The organism is Mucilaginibacter tolerans, assembly GCF_030519375.1.
In the GTDB taxonomy this organism is placed as follows: Bacteria; Bacteroidota; Bacteroidia; order Sphingobacteriales; family Sphingobacteriaceae; genus Mucilaginibacter.
This window is the reverse complement of record NZ_JAUMKB010000010.1, coordinates 42692-58754: the sequence shown is the minus strand read 5'-3', so window position 1 is coordinate 58754 and position 16063 is coordinate 42692. Positions and strand designations below refer to the sequence as shown.

14 protein-coding genes and 1 pseudogene are annotated in these 16063 nt (G+C 39.9%); all 15 read left to right on the top strand.

Going from position 1 to position 16063, the window contains the following annotated elements; translation table 11 throughout:
- Positions 1-46 precede the first annotated feature (46 nt).
- The 15 genes and pseudogenes from Q3A68_RS14885 (at position 47) to Q3A68_RS14815 (ending at position 16054) form a co-directional block, all read left to right on the top strand.
- A complete protein-coding gene (locus Q3A68_RS14885) occupies positions 47-844 on the top strand; it encodes a polysaccharide biosynthesis/export family protein (protein ID WP_302901897.1) in 798 nt (265 codons plus the stop codon).
- Positions 844-1146, top strand: a pseudogene (locus tag Q3A68_RS14880) (Wzz/FepE/Etk N-terminal domain-containing protein); the annotation flags it as partial. The gene Q3A68_RS14885 and the pseudogene Q3A68_RS14880, both read left to right, overlap by 1 nt.
- A gap of 321 nt (positions 1147-1467) precedes the next feature.
- Positions 1468-3264: a GumC family protein gene (locus Q3A68_RS14875; RefSeq protein WP_302902032.1), complete on the top strand. Its 1797-nt coding sequence runs from the start codon at positions 1468-1470 to the stop codon at positions 3262-3264.
- Between the two features lie 14 nt (positions 3265-3278).
- Positions 3279-3794: a UpxY family transcription antiterminator gene (locus Q3A68_RS14870; RefSeq protein WP_302901896.1), complete on the top strand. Its 516-nt coding sequence runs from the start codon at positions 3279-3281 to the stop codon at positions 3792-3794.
- Between the two features lie 115 nt (positions 3795-3909).
- Positions 3910-5688, top strand: coding sequence for an asparagine synthase (glutamine-hydrolyzing) (gene asnB / locus Q3A68_RS14865; protein WP_302901895.1), 1779 nt, complete (start codon positions 3910-3912; stop codon positions 5686-5688).
- Position 5689: 1 nt separating this feature from the next.
- Positions 5690-6823 (top strand): glycosyltransferase family 4 protein, encoded by a 1134-nt coding sequence (locus Q3A68_RS14860; protein ID WP_302901894.1) that lies wholly within the window; start codon positions 5690-5692, stop codon positions 6821-6823.
- The gene (locus Q3A68_RS14855) at positions 6807-7670 is read left to right on the top strand and encodes an ABC transporter permease (protein WP_302901893.1); all 864 of its coding nucleotides are present in this window, start codon (positions 6807-6809) and stop codon (positions 7668-7670) included. Before Q3A68_RS14860 ends, Q3A68_RS14855 begins: the two co-directional genes overlap by 17 nt.
- Positions 7670-8986: an ABC transporter ATP-binding protein gene (locus tag Q3A68_RS14850; RefSeq protein WP_302901892.1), complete on the top strand. Its 1317-nt coding sequence runs from the start codon at positions 7670-7672 to the stop codon at positions 8984-8986. Before Q3A68_RS14855 ends, Q3A68_RS14850 begins: the two co-directional genes overlap by 1 nt.
- On the top strand, positions 8955-9692 hold the full coding sequence (locus Q3A68_RS14845; RefSeq protein ID WP_302901891.1) for an FkbM family methyltransferase: 738 nt from the start codon (positions 8955-8957) through the stop codon (positions 9690-9692). The genes Q3A68_RS14850 and Q3A68_RS14845 overlap by 32 nt, the downstream gene beginning before the upstream one ends.
- A 44-nt stretch (positions 9693-9736) precedes the next feature.
- On the top strand, positions 9737-10630 hold the full coding sequence (locus tag Q3A68_RS14840; protein ID WP_302901890.1) for an exostosin domain-containing protein: 894 nt from the start codon (positions 9737-9739) through the stop codon (positions 10628-10630).
- Positions 10620-11876: an acyltransferase family protein gene (locus tag Q3A68_RS14835; RefSeq protein WP_302901889.1), complete on the top strand. Its 1257-nt coding sequence runs from the start codon at positions 10620-10622 to the stop codon at positions 11874-11876. Before Q3A68_RS14840 ends, Q3A68_RS14835 begins: the two co-directional genes overlap by 11 nt.
- A complete protein-coding gene (locus Q3A68_RS14830) occupies positions 11863-12801 on the top strand; it encodes a glycosyltransferase family 2 protein (RefSeq protein WP_302901888.1) in 939 nt (312 codons plus the stop codon). Before Q3A68_RS14835 ends, Q3A68_RS14830 begins: the two co-directional genes overlap by 14 nt.
- Positions 12788-13645 carry an alpha-1,2-fucosyltransferase gene (locus tag Q3A68_RS14825; RefSeq protein ID WP_302901887.1) on the top strand — a complete coding sequence of 286 codons (858 nt, stop codon included), beginning with the start codon at positions 12788-12790 and terminating at the stop codon, positions 13643-13645. Before Q3A68_RS14830 ends, Q3A68_RS14825 begins: the two co-directional genes overlap by 14 nt.
- Complete coding sequence (locus tag Q3A68_RS14820; protein ID WP_302901886.1) at positions 13642-14331, top strand: FkbM family methyltransferase; 690 nt, start codon at positions 13642-13644, stop codon at positions 14329-14331. Before Q3A68_RS14825 ends, Q3A68_RS14820 begins: the two co-directional genes overlap by 4 nt.
- A gap of 1 nt (position 14332) precedes the next feature.
- Positions 14333-16054 (top strand): methyltransferase, TIGR04325 family, encoded by a 1722-nt coding sequence (locus Q3A68_RS14815; RefSeq protein WP_302901885.1) that lies wholly within the window; start codon positions 14333-14335, stop codon positions 16052-16054.
- Positions 16055-16063 lie beyond the last annotated feature (9 nt).

Sequence of the window (16063 nt, the reverse complement as noted above, 5' to 3'; positions counted from 1 at the left end):
GGATGTCGTGTGAGAAAGGATTATTTTATGCACGACCGACTGTTCTATGCGTTATTTTAAAAACCTAATTATTTCTATCGGAGTACTGTTTGCTTTTGCATTTGCCTCATGTTCAACGCAACAGCCTCAATTACTATTTAAGGAACGCGGCAGCATTCCTGATACTTTAAGACTAGCTGCGCTAAGTAACGGCAACGGGACTAGTGATTACAGGATACGCTCTCAAGATATCCTCCAGATCAGGAACCTCCAAAATATTAAATATGTGGTCGACGAAACCCCCGCAGCAGCTAATAACGGAGGTTCGGGCGTTTCTACACAGGGCATGACCTATCAGGTAGAAGACGACGGGACTGTAGCCTTACCTGTGATCGGTCGCGTTCACGTGGCGGGCATGACCAGGAATGAAGCAACGAAACAGATTGAGGATCTTTATCGTAAAGATGTACTGAAGGACCCTATTATTGAATTGAAAATTATCAACTTGAAGGTAACGGTTCTTGGGGAAATACGTGCTCAGGGGAATTATCCGCTAATAAAAGACAAAACAAATTTGATTGAAATGATTGGTGAAGCTGGAGGGCTTACAGACAAAGCAAATGAGAAAAATATTAAGATTATACGCGGGGATCCTAAAAACCCCCAGATTACTGAGGTTGACCTGAGTAGAACTGCTACGCTTGCGGACCCCCGCCTGATCCTGCAGAATAACGATATCATCTATATAGCCCAGAATAAACGCGCAGTCAAGAACGAGCAGCTGCAAAACTTAAATACGACGTTACAACCGGCTCTGATCATTCTGAACACAGCCTTGATCATTTATACGCTTATTCATCGCTAATGGAAGAGACGGAGAAGATATCCCGAAAATTGCCTCACCAGGAGATCGATTATTTTAAGATTGCCAGAATACTTTTGAGCAGGTGGTATTGGATCGCCGGGTCCGCTGTAACCTGTATGTTAATATCTTATACTTATTTGTGGTATGAACCAAAAACCTACTCGACCGTAGCTACCCTGAAGATTGAGGAAAAGAAGTCAGAATTTTCGGATTTGGTGTCTATTATCAGCTATAACGATCGCGGGCCTTCAAAAATACAAAGTGAAATCTTCGTACTGCAAAGCCGTGCATTAATCCTAAGCGCGATTAAGGATATCGATTACCGGATAAGTTTTTATATATCGGGTCGTGCCCGTACGACGGACGCTTATCCTCAGAAGATGCTCGATATTCAGCTCATTAAATTCGATAGCCTTAATTTTTATCGGTCCAATATCACTTTTCAGCCGCTTAACAAAACTTCGTTTAAACTTGATTATAAGCAAAAGGGTAAAGATGTTGAAAAGATATACAAATATGACCAACCAATAAGCATCGACAATACAGCTTTTAGTATAAAATACCCAGGGGAATTACCCGCGACATCAAATTTTATTTTCAAATTCAATATTCCGGAAGATTTCGTGGGAAGAGTAAAGGGTGGTCTGCGCGCGAGCGAACTGATTAAAAATTCAAACATTGTTTCCGTCCAGGAAACGGACTCCAACCCTCAATTTGCTGCAGACATATTAAATGCAATAATGAGGGAGTATCTGAATTATGATAAAAATCAAAAAACACAATCTGCCTCTCAGATAATTAAATTTATAGACGAGCAACTGGAGTCTTTGTCCGATCAGGTCAAAGGTTCGGAAAAACAAATTGAACAATATAAACAGAAAGCAAACTTGATGGACATCAACTCTGCTTCAGAAATTCAATATAATAAAATAAAAGACCTGGAATCGCAACGTTCTCTGCTGAAACTGCAGCTTCTTGCCATCAATCAGTTAAAAAATCAGATTACCAATGAAAAGGACAATATCAATTTGAATCTGAACCTGGAAGGTAATATCGATGCGCTGTTAACAGGACTGATCACCAATTTGAACAACCTATTGGTTGAAAAACATTCACTATTAAAGACTTATAATGCCGAATCACAAACTATAAAAGATATTAATCAACAAATTCTGATTATTAAAAATGCCGCTATTGACAATATTGCTGCCACGATAAACCGGATAAATAAAAGCACGGATTATCTAGATAGTGAGATTGTGCTTGTGAATCAAAAAATAGCTGCATTGCCAGCCAAAGAAAGGGATCTGATCAGTTTAAAAAGAGATTTTGATATTAACGACAAAGTTTATTCTTTTCTTTCAGAAAAAAGGCTTGATGCACAGATCAGCCGTTCCGCGATTTTGCCAGGTGCAACCATTATCGAAACTGCCCAACCCAACTTTGCACCTATTTCGCCTGATGAACATACGATTCACCGAACTGCTTTAATTATCGGCCTTGCCATAGGACTGGGCATGATTATTATTATAAGAGTAATTAACCCTTATATATATGATAAAGAAACGGTTGAGAGTTTAACTTCCATTCCTATAATTGGCGTTATCCGAAAGTTTCCGGGAGAGATCGATGAAAACAACACACAAGTTCTGGCAATTAGTCGTCCCAAATCAGTCTTCGCGGAGTCAGTAAGGTCCGTGCGTACGAATTTGAGCTTCATTTCATCCGAAAAAAAAAGCAAAGTTATCTGTATCACATCAGAAGTGGCGGGCGAAGGAAAATCGTTTATCGCAGTCAATTTGTCGAGTACGCTCTCGCTGATTGATAAAAAAGTAGTCCTCATCGGAGCAGATTTGAGGCGTTCCCGTCTTCATAAAACTTTCCACGTCTCCAATGATAGAGGCCTTAGCAACTATCTTGCAAACCAATGCGAGTTGGACGATATTTTAATTAGTGATGTTCAGAACAACTTTGATATCATCGTCTCCGGACCGGTCCCCCCTAACCCGGCGGAATTGCTTCACAGTCCGAAAATGAAGATCTTATTGACTGAATTAAGAAAGAAATATGATATTATCATGGTTGATACCGCGCCTATCGGCTTGGTTTCAGATTCGATCCCTCTTATCCGTATGAGCGATATTAATATTTTTGTTATTCGCGCAGGCAAATCTAAATTTTACGCAGCAACGGTTCCGCAGCGAATCGCCAATGAATATCATTTGGATAATACCGTTATTATTTTAAATGCATTTGCAGAAGATTTGTTACATTCCAGATATTACACGACTAAATTTACAAGTGAATATCACGGCGCCCACTATTATTATTATTCAGATTATAGTGGTTATGAGGGCTCAGATTATTATGTCGATAAGAAAGAGTATAAGTGGTGGGATATTAGGCGTTGGATCAAATAATACTCAGGTACTCCATGAACGGAAAGTCAGGAACCGATAAGCTTAGCTGGTATCCGGTTTATACACACCCCAAAGGTGAAAAAAAAGCGCATCAGACCCTGTTAAGCAAAGGGATTGAGGCCTACCTCCCTTTGAGGCGCCAGTTAAAACAATGGAGTGACCGGAAAAAATGGGTTGATGAACCTTTAATGAGATCATATTTGTTCGTGCATATTACGCAAAAGCAACAAACTGATGTGCTGATGACCCGGGGGATTAGCCGTTTTATCTATTTCGGCGGCAAGATTGCATCAATGCCTGATAAACAGATTCAAGATCTTAAGTTATTGTTGGCAAGTGCACTTGACCTGGAGATCACAGAACAGAACCTATTGCCCGGAGAAAAAATAAAATTAAAGGCCGGTCCGCTAAAGGGCATGGTTGGTGAGATCGTTTCTTACCGCTCGCAAAAACAATTGGCCCTGCGATTAGAGAACTTGGGAGTGTCGCTGATTATACATGCGTCCGCATCACTAATAGACAGAGTTTGACAGCGGCCTTTAATTAATGCGTCTTTGAAACGCATTAAGTTGTTTTAAATAAATTAGTTACACAATTTCCATGTGACTTACGAGGCGAAGCTATGGAAATACCCGTACAATAATTATGTGCCGAATCTCGGGAATGATATCCAACTTTCAGGACTTATCTTACAGGAACACAGTCGTGAAATGTATGTGTGGGGCACTCCAGCATGGCGGCCCAGACGACGAAGGTATTTTTAGTGATGCCGAAGCCGGTCTGACTTTCGGACATAGAAGATTGGCCATAATTGATCTTAGTTCCAGTGGCCACCAGCCCATGTCAGATTCCGACCAAAAAGCTTGGATAACGTTCAATGGGGAGATATACAACTATCTTGAATTAAAAGAAGAGTTGCTTAAGTTTGGCGCCCGGTTTAACTCAAGCTCTGATACAGAAGTAATTATAGCAGCATATTTACAGTGGGGCATCGCTGCCTTTGCAAAATTGAGGGGCATATTTGCATTTGCGCTGTACGACAAAGAAAAGGCATTGACTTATCTTGTACGTGATAGTTCGGGAATAAAGCCTATCTATTATTATGCCGAGGACGGCCAACTAAGCTTTGCATCGGAAGTAAAAGCATTGAAAGCAGGAGGCGTCGCGGCTGAAACCGACCCCGCCTGGCAAATCAGATTTTTGGCGTACGGCCACATACCAGAGCCCTACACTACCTTAAAAAACGTTTATAGTCTGCCTAAAGGTAAATTTTTGTGCTGGAATCACAGAAAAGCTTCGTATGATATTCATTCTTATCACGTGATCTTTAATGAATCTACTATCGAGGACTCCATAACGGCAAAAGAATCAATAAAAAAGGCCCTTGGACTAGCTGTACATCGTCAACTAATAGCCGATGCACCGATTGGGGTATTTTTGAGCGGCGGGATCGACTCCAGCTTATTGACACTGCTGGCAGAAAAAGAAAGAAAAACAAAGCTAAAAACAATATCGATTTATTTTAATGAAAAAACATACGACGAGAGCAGGTACCAAAATTTAGTATTAAAACAGATTAGAGGCGAAAAATTTAGCCACCTTGTAAAGCAGAACGATTTTGAGGATTTTTTGCCGCGGATAATCAGCGATATGGACCTGCCCACAACTGATGGGATCAATACTTGGTGCATCAGTAAATTTGCTCATGACGACGGTCTAAAAGCTGTATTATCTGGTTTGGGAGCCGACGAACTATTTGGCGGTTACCCGTCATTTACACGCATCAACTATATTAAGACTGCCAGGAAATATCCGTCTTCACTGTTCAAGATTGCGAATTACTCAGCATTTGACGCCTATAGGAAAATCGCTTTCTTAACCTACAATCACCCGATTGCTGACTACCTATTCTTAAGAGGGCTTTACTCGCCCGCGGATATCTCAGCAATACTAGATGTTGACATTACGGAGGTTGAGGACGTGTTATTTGCAAACAGGAAGCTGCCCTACGTCCTAAATTATGATACACAGGATGCCGCATGGTTTGAGATAAATCTTTATATGCAAAATCAGCTATTACGGGATACGGACGTTATGGGAATGAGCCATGGTCTTGAAGTAAGGGTGCCATTTTTAGATGAGGACTTTGTCCGAACCGCTCAGCGCATTAAAGCTGCCATCAGATTCGACAAAAGCCGGCCAAAAAAGCTACTCATTGACAGTTTTGGTGATATTTTACCTGAAGCAATCTGGAACAGAACGAAAATGGGATTTACATTCCCATTACAGGATTGGATGAAAGAAAACAAGGAGATCACAAATGAAAGCCTGTACAAGCGTAAAAGGTCAAGAAACATCATAAAGGCTTTTAAAAACAATTCGGTGCATTGGTCGAAAGCATTTGCATTGTTTCAAATCCAGTAGAATGCCTAAGAATATTCTTTTATTTAGCTTGCAGACATTCAGTACTACCGGTGGTATACAAAAGATGACCCGTACAATGGCGCATGCGTTGTTTCATATTTCGAAGGATGAAAATTGGAACTTCAGACTTTTTTCGCTATATGATACCAGATACGATTTGATGAGTGAGTACCTGCCGTCCGAAAATTATACCGCATTCAACAATAATCGGATAAAATTAGGGCTGACATCAATGACCAAATCATCGAATTCAGACATTGTTATATTAAACCATATCAATTTTTCACTGATCGGCATTGTAATTAAATTTCTAAATCCTCGGTGCCAGATGTGGCTGATAACACATGGTATAGAAGTATGGCGCCCGTTAAGCTTCATAAAAAGAATCTTTTTAAGGGACTACTGCGATAAAATAATTTGCGTAAGCAATTTTACGCGGGAACAAATGATGGCCCGTCATCAATGTCATCCTGATAAATGCAAAGTATTGAATAATGCAATAGATCCGTTCATAAAATTGCCTGAGACATTCGATAAACCAGAATACTTACTAAACCGGTACGGACTCAGGCACTCAAGCCAGGTGATTTTCACGTTGACCAGATTGGCGTCGTCCGAGCAATATAAAGGTCATGAACAGGTTATAAAAGCGGTTAGCGGATTGAAACAAGCGTTCCCTAATATAAAATACATCCTTTCGGGGCAATACGATTCAATTGAAGAAATTAGAATCAGAAAACTCATTGAGAAATATGATGTAAATAACGAAGTTATATTGACAGGATTCTTGGACGACAATGAGTTATCTGATCATTTTTTGCTTGCTGACCTTTTTGTTTTGCCGAGCAAAAAGGAAGGCTTTGGAATTGTGTTTGTTGAAGCGCTTGCTTGTGGATTGCCTGTGATTTGCGGGAACGCCGATGGAAGTACGGACGCTATTAAAGATGGGAAATTAGGCACCGCTATAGATGTCGATGATTTGAATGAATTGCAAAACACTATTGTCGAGTATTTAAATAAACCCTTGACATTTGAAAAAAGAAAACATTTACAGACGGAATGCCTATTGTATTTCGATGAAAACCATTATCGGGAAAAACTGCATAAATTATTAATTGATGAGCAAACAGCCTGACGAAAGCTGGGATATAGAGATAACTCCCCGCCATAGATTATTTAACCTTCGGCTGAAAGAAACCTGGCACTATCGCGACCTATTATTGTTGCTGGTAAGGCGTGATTTTGTCTCTTTTTACAAGCAAACCGTTTTGGGCCCAATCTGGTTCTTTCTGCAACCTCTTATCACTATAGTAATCTATAACCTTGTTTTCAATAATCTGGCCAGAATACCTACTGACGATGTGCCCGCGCCTCTTTTTTATCTGGCAGGCACGATTATGTGGAATTATTTTTCGGAATGCCTTACTAAAACATCCACAGTGTTTAAAGATAATGCCGCTATGCTTGGCAAAGTTTATTTTCCGAGACTGATCATGCCGCTGAGCATTATCCTATCTAACCTGGTGAGATTTGCAGTCCAGTTTACACTCTTCTTTATTATGATGATCTTCTTTTGGATGAAAGGTTTTGCTATAGCTCCCAATTCAGTGGTTTTTCTTTTCCCCCTGTTAATCCTGCTTATCGCTGGACTTGGATTAGGTTTGGGTATGATTATATCCGCGGTCACGACTAAATACCGCGACCTGGCCTTTGTAATAACTTTTGGTGTGCCGCTGTTAATGTATACCACCACGGTTATCTACCCTCTTTCTGAAGCTATAAATAAATATCCTCAATACAGTTGGATCATAAAATACAATCCCATAACTGCTATAATAGAGACCTTCCGATATGGGTTCTTAGGAAAAGGGAGCTTTAGTTGGGGATTATTAGGCTATAGTACTGCCGTCGCCGCTGTTATCCTATTATTGGGGACCATCATATTTAATAAGGTTGAAAGAACATTTGTTGATACTGTATAATGGCTAAAGCGATCGAAGTACAAAACCTTTCAAAGGCGTACCAGCTAGGTGATTTTGGTACCGGAACGATTTCGCGCGACCTTGAGCGTTTTTGGGCGAGGGTGAGAGGAAAGGAGGACCCATTTTTGAAGATCGGTGAGGTTAATGACCGGACAATCAAGAGCAAAAGTGATATCGTCTGGAGCCTAAACGACTTATACTTTCAAATTGAACAGGGAGACGCTGTGGGAATCATTGGACGCAATGGTGCAGGTAAAAGCACTTTGCTAAAAATACTGAGCCGCGTAACATCGCCGACAATAGGGTCTGTTAAAATAAAGGGCCGAGTAGCCAGCCTACTGGAAGTGGGAACAGGTTTCCATCCGGAGCTAACCGGTAGAGAAAATATTTTTTTAAATGGCGCTATTCTGGGTATGCGCAGGATGGAAATAAAGCGCAAATTCGATGAGATAGTTGACTTTGCAGGCGTAGAGCGTTATATCGACACTCCAGTAAAACGCTATTCTTCGGGAATGTACGTGCGGCTGGCCTTCGCGGTGGCTGCTCATTTGGAGTCGGAGATACTGATCGTGGATGAGGTCCTGGCCGTAGGCGATGCGGAATTTCAAAAGAAATGCATCGGGAAGATGGGCGATGTAGGAAAAGGTGAAGGACGCACCATACTCTTTGTGAGCCACAATATGGGCAGCGTACGCCAACTCTGTAATAGGGGTTTGTTGTTAAACAACGGCCAAATTGCGTTTAGTGGTGAAATAGAGTCATGTATAAAAACATATATGAGTAACTCCGTCAGTTCGAAGCAACGAGAACTGTCATCGGTTGGAACGTTAAAAGATATAATCAAATTAAACTCTCTCGCGATCAATGGCAGTGTGGTTGATATCGTAATCTTACCGCATGATCGGGTCGAAGTTTGTATCACCTATGAATGTCTTCAATACATGAACGAGTTCAGAATATCGTGCTCATTACATAAAGACGGGATTCCGGTCTTGACTGTACAGGACTTGGAAGAATGTCTTCCTATCGCACCTGGCAGATATGAATCAAGGATCATAATTCCGGCTTACTTTTTAAGACCTGGGACATATATGATCTCGGTCGGCGGACATAACACCAACCATTCGAATTATTCGGTTGGAACTGTTGAATGGTTTTTTGCAAGGGACCTGAGTTCTTTTGAAATACTGGAAGCATGGAGTGCCATCTATGATTTTAATAATAAAGGATTGGTCAACATACCTAATACTAAAAATGGAAGAAAATTAATTGGTGCCCAAAAAAATGAAAAAGACGATCAAGAATATCTTTTTTAGGGCAATTCCTCACTTTATTGCCGATCTTATCTACTACAATCACAGAGAGTATAAAAAAACGGTCGCCGGCAACATCTCATTTTCGCAAGAAGGCGAAGACATGGTTTTGCGAAGGATCTTTTCTAATAAACAAATTGGCACTTATGTTGACATCGGCGCTCACCATCCCACTATATTTTCTAACACCAAGTATTTTTATTTGAAGGGGTGGACGGGAATAAATGTAGAACCCATCCCGGGCAGCAAAAAAAAATTTGATGAGGAAAGACCAAATGACACGAACCTTGAATTGATTATTTGCGAGGATCAGGGTTTAACCGAATTTTACATGTTTGAACCTTCCCTGATGAACACAATGTCGAAAGATCAGGCAGAACAGAATAAAAAGTTCGAGTGGTGTACATTCAAATCAGTTGAGTTGGTCATGGCGATGCCCTTGGAGAAAATATTGGATCAGTATCTGGCTGATGATCGAAAAATAGACTTCATGAGTATTGATGTGGAGGGTGCAGAGATGGCGGTCTTAAAATCCAATAATTGGACAAAATATATGCCGGACGTACTGCTAGTGGAAATAATTGATACTAACATAAAAGAGGTACTTGAAACCGAGGTTCATAATTTTTTAAGCGGTCACTCCTTTGTTTTTTTTGCGAAAACAGGGAACACGGTTTTCTATAAACGAAAAGGATTTTTCGAATTTTGAGGCCCTAGTTCACCTCTGCGACACCTATATAAAAGCACATCGACGTGAAAATTTATATTTTAGAGCCGCCTGCAGTACTTCAGCCTAAAAAACAAAACTTCAGATACCCGGCACACAACAAAGACTATGGTATAGAACAGGACTTCTTAATTTGGATAAAGCGGCAAAAGCACTTACTTACCATGAATCCAGAAGAAGCTGACTGGCATTATTTGCCTATTTACTGGACGCGTTGGCACATTAACCACAATTTTGCAGCAAACGGCGAGGGACTCGAGGAGTTGCAAGATCGTACAGGTGACCTTATTTCAGACGATGCAAAGACCTTCACCGTATCACAATTTGACGGAGGAACGTTGGTTAACATCGGCAAAGCCACGGTATTTACCGCTGCTCGGACGATTAACGAAGGCATTGATGTACCGATATTGTGCAGCCGCCACCGCAAACCACTTTTCCCGATTAAAAAAAAGTATCTGGCAACATTTAACGGATCGTTTGACACTCATCCGGTACGTGTTGAGATGAAAAAAAAATACACGAACACGGACGAAATTTTAGTCCAGGGTGGTTTACCGACGCGTTTTTGGAAAAGATGGTTTTGGGCAAAGAATTATAACTTAAACACGTTAAGGTCTTATATCGCACTATGCCCGCGTGGGACCAGTTGCAACTCATTCCGATTCTTCGAAGCCATGCAATTGGGAGTCGCACCGTGTCTTATTGGCGATTTGGATGTTAGGCCCTTTAAAAATTATATTCCATGGGATGATATGAGTTATTACGTATCGTCTGTAGAAAGCTTGGATGAACTGCTTCATACCTTTGATAAGGAAGAAGCGCTTGAAAAAGGCAAAAAAGCTTTCCAGTATTGGAAAAACGAATTATACTATCAAAAATGGTGCAGATATGCCCTGATGGAACTTAATGACAAGTAAAAACCTCAACTACATACCAGGTCTGGATGGTATCCGTGCGCTCTCCGCTTTCCTGGTCATTTCATCGCACTGGCCAAACAGTTTACTTTCTTTGCCTTTTGGCTGGATTGGTGTAAATATATTTTTTGTATTGTCGGGTTTTTTAATCGCGCGGATTTTGATCAATAATAGACAACAAAGTTTTAAAAAATATATCTCCAGCTTCTATTTTAAACGAGCTTTAAGAATATTCCCTTTATACTATGGATTTTTGACGCTCTCCTTATTGCTGGTACTTTTTATCACGTATTCTGCCCCTTTTTTATTAAGTTTAAACGAGTGGAAAGATATTTACTGGGGCACAATACATGATTTTCCCTATTGTTTTACGTACACTTATAATTTAAGAGCTAACCTTTCGCCTTTAATCCATGTACCAACCAGTTCAGATAAACTCGACGGTCACTTATGGTCGCTATGCCTTGAAGAGCAATTTTATTTGATCTTCCCGTTCCTGGTTTATTTCCTATCGCTAAAAAACTTAAAAATTACGACCATTTCTATACTCATTTCTTGCCCATTGTTACGGCTGTGGGGAGTTTTATATGGTGAACCTCATTTTACAGACCATTATTGGCTGGGCGAAACTTTTTATACAAATATCTTCTGTCAGGCCGACGCCTTATTTATGGGAGTTGGCTTAGCTATCTTTGATGTCAAGATCATAAAACCTTATCTTACGTTTGTTATCGTGTTGTTACTTTGGCTTTTGACCGGCGTTACTTGTTTAGTATTTATACGGCAGGCGGGCTGGAATTCTTTAGCAGCAATTAAAAGTTTAGGTTATGACCCTCCCAGTAATTGGTTTCTAGAATCAACTAAATATTGGCTTATAAATATTCGACCATTTTACCAATATACAATAGTTAATCTGTTAGCTGTTTCACTAATATTACCGGCGATCAAGGGCCGGCCGTTGTTCCTTTTGATATTCCAAAATAAAGGGATCGCCTATTTGGGTAAAATTTCGTACGGTATTTATGTTTTTCATTACCCGATACTTTCGATTTTGATTTTTATTGGAAATACAAAATTGGGCGGTTGGTATAATCTAACTAATCGCCCATTCCCAGAAATCTGCGCATACATGATATACATCGCTATCACACTTATTGTTGCTCACCTTAGCTACCAATACTTTGAAAAGCGATTTTTAAAATATAAAACTGTTCCTATTAAGAAACTATCGCCCATTGTCCAATATTAGCTTTTTCATCCCCGCGTATAATTGTGCCAGCACGATCATTGAGTCAGTTGATTCCATAATGAAAACCAATTTTGTGCCAGGCGATGAATTGATTGTAGTGAATGACCACTCTTCGGATCAAACTGGTGAGGTTCTGTCGGAAGTGCAAAAAACCTATCCCGTTATTCGCATTATCACTCATATCAGGAATAAAGGCGGAGCGGCAGCAAGGAATACAGCAGTAGAAAGTGCAACAAACCCGCTCCTGTTTTGCCTCGATTCAGATAACGTTCTAGCTCCTTTCAGCATTGGCGCTTTGAAGGAATATTTATTGTTGCTCAACGCTGACGTCGCGTCATTTGAACAACAGCGCCTATTTAAAGAAGATATGTCATCTCCGGTAGATATTTGGAAGTTGCCGCCAGGTGAATTGCCTATCGATTGCTATTTAACCGGTGAAAATGCACCCGGTCAACATGGCAATTATCTTTTCACCAAGGAGAGCTGGATGAAAGCACAGGGATATGCTGAAGGAACGGGGGCCCTTGATACCTGGACATTTGGTCTTCGGCAAGCGATAACTGGTGCCAAGATGGTTGTGTTAAAAGATACCTGGTATTTTCATCGTGTTGATCACGAAACTTCCTATTGGATGCGGGATGCGGAAGCCAACCTGTGGTCCGTATCTTTAAAAGCTTCTTATGCTCTGTTTCCTTTTTATGATATGATTGAAGAGGAGTACCTCAACTACATATTAGGTCCCGGAAAATATACATGGTTTCATAATAGGAAAGCCCGGCCTATCAGACTTGTGGGCAAGGGTTCAAAAGATCTTTTTTATAAAAATCTTCATCAAAAAATAGTTAAACGCCTTTATCCGAAACCTACCCTGATCAAGAGAGGAATAAATAAGCTAACCAAAGTGTTTAAAAATGATCGCAGTTAAGCTAGAAGGACGGTTGGGTAACCAGCTATTTCAGTATGCTTTTATTTACGCCGCTGCAAGAAGACTCCGTACCTCTTTTTACCTGGACAAAAGCAGTGACAATTTTCTACTGCCAGAATACTTCGAGGTTAAAAATAATTGGAGCGTTTTATTGGACAAAACATTATTCTCGATACCAGGGTTTAAAAATTTCTTTAGGAAAAACTTAAGACAAACCTTTTATACAACTTTAAACCGGCTATTGTTATCCGGTGAAAAAACAACGATCAGCAACCACCTGCGCAGTGAAGACGTCCTCAAAGTGCTCAAAAACAACTGCGAGTATGAGGGTTATTTTCAATCAGAAAGTTATTTTAAAGAATTCGAGAGGGAAATCAGAGCCCTTTATCAAATCCGGAAGCAACATTTGAAGGCGTTCAAGGATATGCAAAAGCATCGGCTTTCATCAAGAAAAATGGTCGTGATACATATTCGCAGAACTGATTATGTGAATTTAAACTGCTCATTGCCGTTAAGTTACTACGAAAAAGCCATTGAATTTATAAATTCTTCAGAAGTGGATTATATCTTTATTTCAGATGACCCTACATATGTAGAAGACACATTCAAACATATCCCTAACAAATATATATCAATGCAACATGAAATAATTGATCTGCAGTTTTTGATAAACGCCGATATCTGTATATTATCAAATAGTTCATTCAGTTGGTGGGGTGCCTGGCTGAATGCTAATCCAAATAAGGTTGTTTATGCACCTAAAAATTGGTTGAGCTATGGCCAGTCTGACGAATACCCGAAAGGGATCTCAGATAATTTGAAAGTTACCTGGATCAGCGCATGAAGTCTTTTTTCAGAAAACTATTGTATCACCTGATGACCCTTTTCATAAAAAGGGAAAAACTATTGTTTTTATTTTCCGATAAAATTGAACGTGAACTGCTTGGGCTTAAATCTTCTGGGTATTTGAATGATATTGGCTGGATCCGGTCGGTTGGCACAAATAATATCGTCGATCATGCAGGTCGCCCCATTCCATGGGTCACCTATCCATTCATAGCATTTATGGAAGGTAAGCTTAACCGAAGGCATGCGATATTTGAATATGGCAGCGGTAATTCAACTCTTTATTACAGCGAACGGGTCGCAAGCGTTGATAGTGTAGAAAATGACCAGCTATGGTATAATAAAATAAGAAATGAAATGCCGGCAAATGCAAATCTATTTTATAAGCAGCTAGTATACGGAGGCGATTATTGCAAGTATTCACAGAAGACCGGTAAGACTTATGATATGATCATTGTTGATGGCCGCGACCGGGTAAATTGCTGCAAAGAAAGTATTTATGCTTTAAAACCCGATGGTATAATTGTACTGGATGACTCCGAAAGGGTTGAATATTTAGAAGGAATAAATTTTTTGACAAATACTGGATTTAAAAAAATTGACTTCTGGGGAATGGCTCCAGCGGTGAACTATCTGAAATGCACCACTTTATTTTATAGAGGCAGCAATTGTCTAGAAATATAGCATGCAAACAGCGCCGATCATACTTTTTGTTTACAAAAGACCAACTCACACCGAAAAGGTCCTGACTGCCCTTGCAGAGAATATTCTTGCGGACGCATCGGAGCTATATATTTTCTGTGATGGTCCCAAAGATAATGCGCCATCAGGGGACATCGAGAATATTGTTAAAACTCGGGAAATCATCAAGAAAAAAAAATGGTGCAAAAATGTTTACATTTCGGAATCATCCGTTAATAAGGGTTTAGCTACGTCTGTAATTGATGGAGTGACTGAAGTTGTAAATAAATATGGCAAGGTGATCGTTTTGGAAGACGATATTATTCCATCTAAATATTTCCTTCAGTTCATGAACGATGCCCTTAACATTTACCAGCATGACGAAAAAGTTCTCAGTATCGGTGCGTTTAACTTTTTTGCAACCGATAGTGAAGTCGGTGAAACTTTTTTTATTCCGATCCCAGACTGTTGGGGCTGGGCGACCTGGAAAGACCAATGGGCGCTTTTTGAACCCAATCCACAAAAATTATTGGACAAACTGCGCCAATGTAGTCTAATAGAAAAATTTAATTTGTATGGCGCCTACAATTTCGAGAAAATGCTTATCGACCAAATAAGGGGTAACATAAGCTCGTGGGCAATCAGATGGCAAGCTGTCGCTTATTTATATAATAAGCTAACATTGTACCCCAAATTCTCAGTTACGAAAAATATTGGATTTGACTCAGAAGGTACTCATGGTGGGGATGATAAGTATTCGAATGTTATAAGATTTGCAACCCATCGGATCAAGGTTGAAAAAATACCCGTGCAAGAAAGGCCGGAAATAACAAAAAGAATGATGCAAGGGTATTTCAAGGTAACTCAACCACAACGAAAAACCAAGATAAAAGCGCAAATCAAAAGAAAATTATTCTTTATCCTTCCGCCGGTGTTAGCTAGTATCTACCGCAAATTCAGGCCATCAAAACTGGTCCGTCTCCAATGGCAAGGCAATTATCAAACCTGGGAAGAGGCAAAAGAAGCAACCGGCGGATATAATGATCCCAATATATTCGAAATAACCAGGAAAGCTGTATTAAAGGTAAAAAAAGGCGAAGCGAAAGGTGAACGGGATTCCGTTCTATTTGAAGAAGTCCAGCAAGTCTGGCCAGTCACCGCTCATTTGTTAAAAATTATCTTAGAGAATAATGGCCGGTTAAGAATTATCGATTTTGGCGGGTCACTGGGGTCGTCCTACTTTCAAAACAGAGCGATGATACCAGCAAATGTGATCTTATCATGGAATGTTGTCGAACAGGACGAATATGTTAAGATCGGCAATGCAGAAATCGCTGATAACCAGTTACATTTTTTCAGCTCCATCAATCAGGCATATGAACAGAGTCAGGCGGACACCATATTACTTTCAAGCGTATTGCAATATCTTGAAAAGCCTTATGAGTTTTTGGACGAAATACTGAACTATGGGTTTACAAATATTATAATTGACAGAACTGCATTTATAGATGGGCCACAAGACCTTATCACTGCACAAACAGTCCCTGAATCAATATATAAAGCAAGTTATCCGGCATGGTTTTTTTGCTACGATCATTTTAAAAGTTTTATCAAGAAACACTATGAAATTATTCATGAGTTTAACAGTGAAATCGATACCCCAATCAACTTAGATAATCAAATTCCAGCCTATTGGAAAGGTTTTATTTTAAAAAGGACTGTTTAGAAAAGATAA

Bases quoted from the DNA above. Each gene is read 5' to 3' on its own strand.
- Q3A68_RS14845 (WP_302901891.1), top strand. From the start codon at position 8,955: ATGAAAAAGACGATCAAGAATATCTTTTTTAGGGCAATTCCTCACTTT.
- asnB (WP_302901895.1), top strand. From the start codon at position 3,910: ATGTGCCGAATCTCGGGAATGATATCCAACTTTCAGGACTTATCTTAC.
- Q3A68_RS14815 (WP_302901885.1), top strand. From the start codon at position 14,333: ATGCAAACAGCGCCGATCATACTTTTTGTTTACAAAAGACCAACTCAC.
- Q3A68_RS14855 (WP_302901893.1), top strand. From the start codon at position 6,807: ATGAGCAAACAGCCTGACGAAAGCTGGGATATAGAGATAACTCCCCGC.
- Q3A68_RS14835 (WP_302901889.1), top strand. From the start codon at position 10,620: ATGACAAGTAAAAACCTCAACTACATACCAGGTCTGGATGGTATCCGT.
- Q3A68_RS14860 (WP_302901894.1), top strand. From the start codon at position 5,690: ATGCCTAAGAATATTCTTTTATTTAGCTTGCAGACATTCAGTACTACC.
- Q3A68_RS14820 (WP_302901886.1), top strand. From the start codon at position 13,642: ATGAAGTCTTTTTTCAGAAAACTATTGTATCACCTGATGACCCTTTTC.
- Q3A68_RS14870 (WP_302901896.1), top strand. From the start codon at position 3,279: ATGAACGGAAAGTCAGGAACCGATAAGCTTAGCTGGTATCCGGTTTAT.
- Q3A68_RS14825 (WP_302901887.1), top strand. From the start codon at position 12,788: ATGATCGCAGTTAAGCTAGAAGGACGGTTGGGTAACCAGCTATTTCAG.
- Q3A68_RS14885 (WP_302901897.1), top strand. From the start codon at position 47: ATGCGTTATTTTAAAAACCTAATTATTTCTATCGGAGTACTGTTTGCT.
- Q3A68_RS14850 (WP_302901892.1), top strand. From the start codon at position 7,670: ATGGCTAAAGCGATCGAAGTACAAAACCTTTCAAAGGCGTACCAGCTA.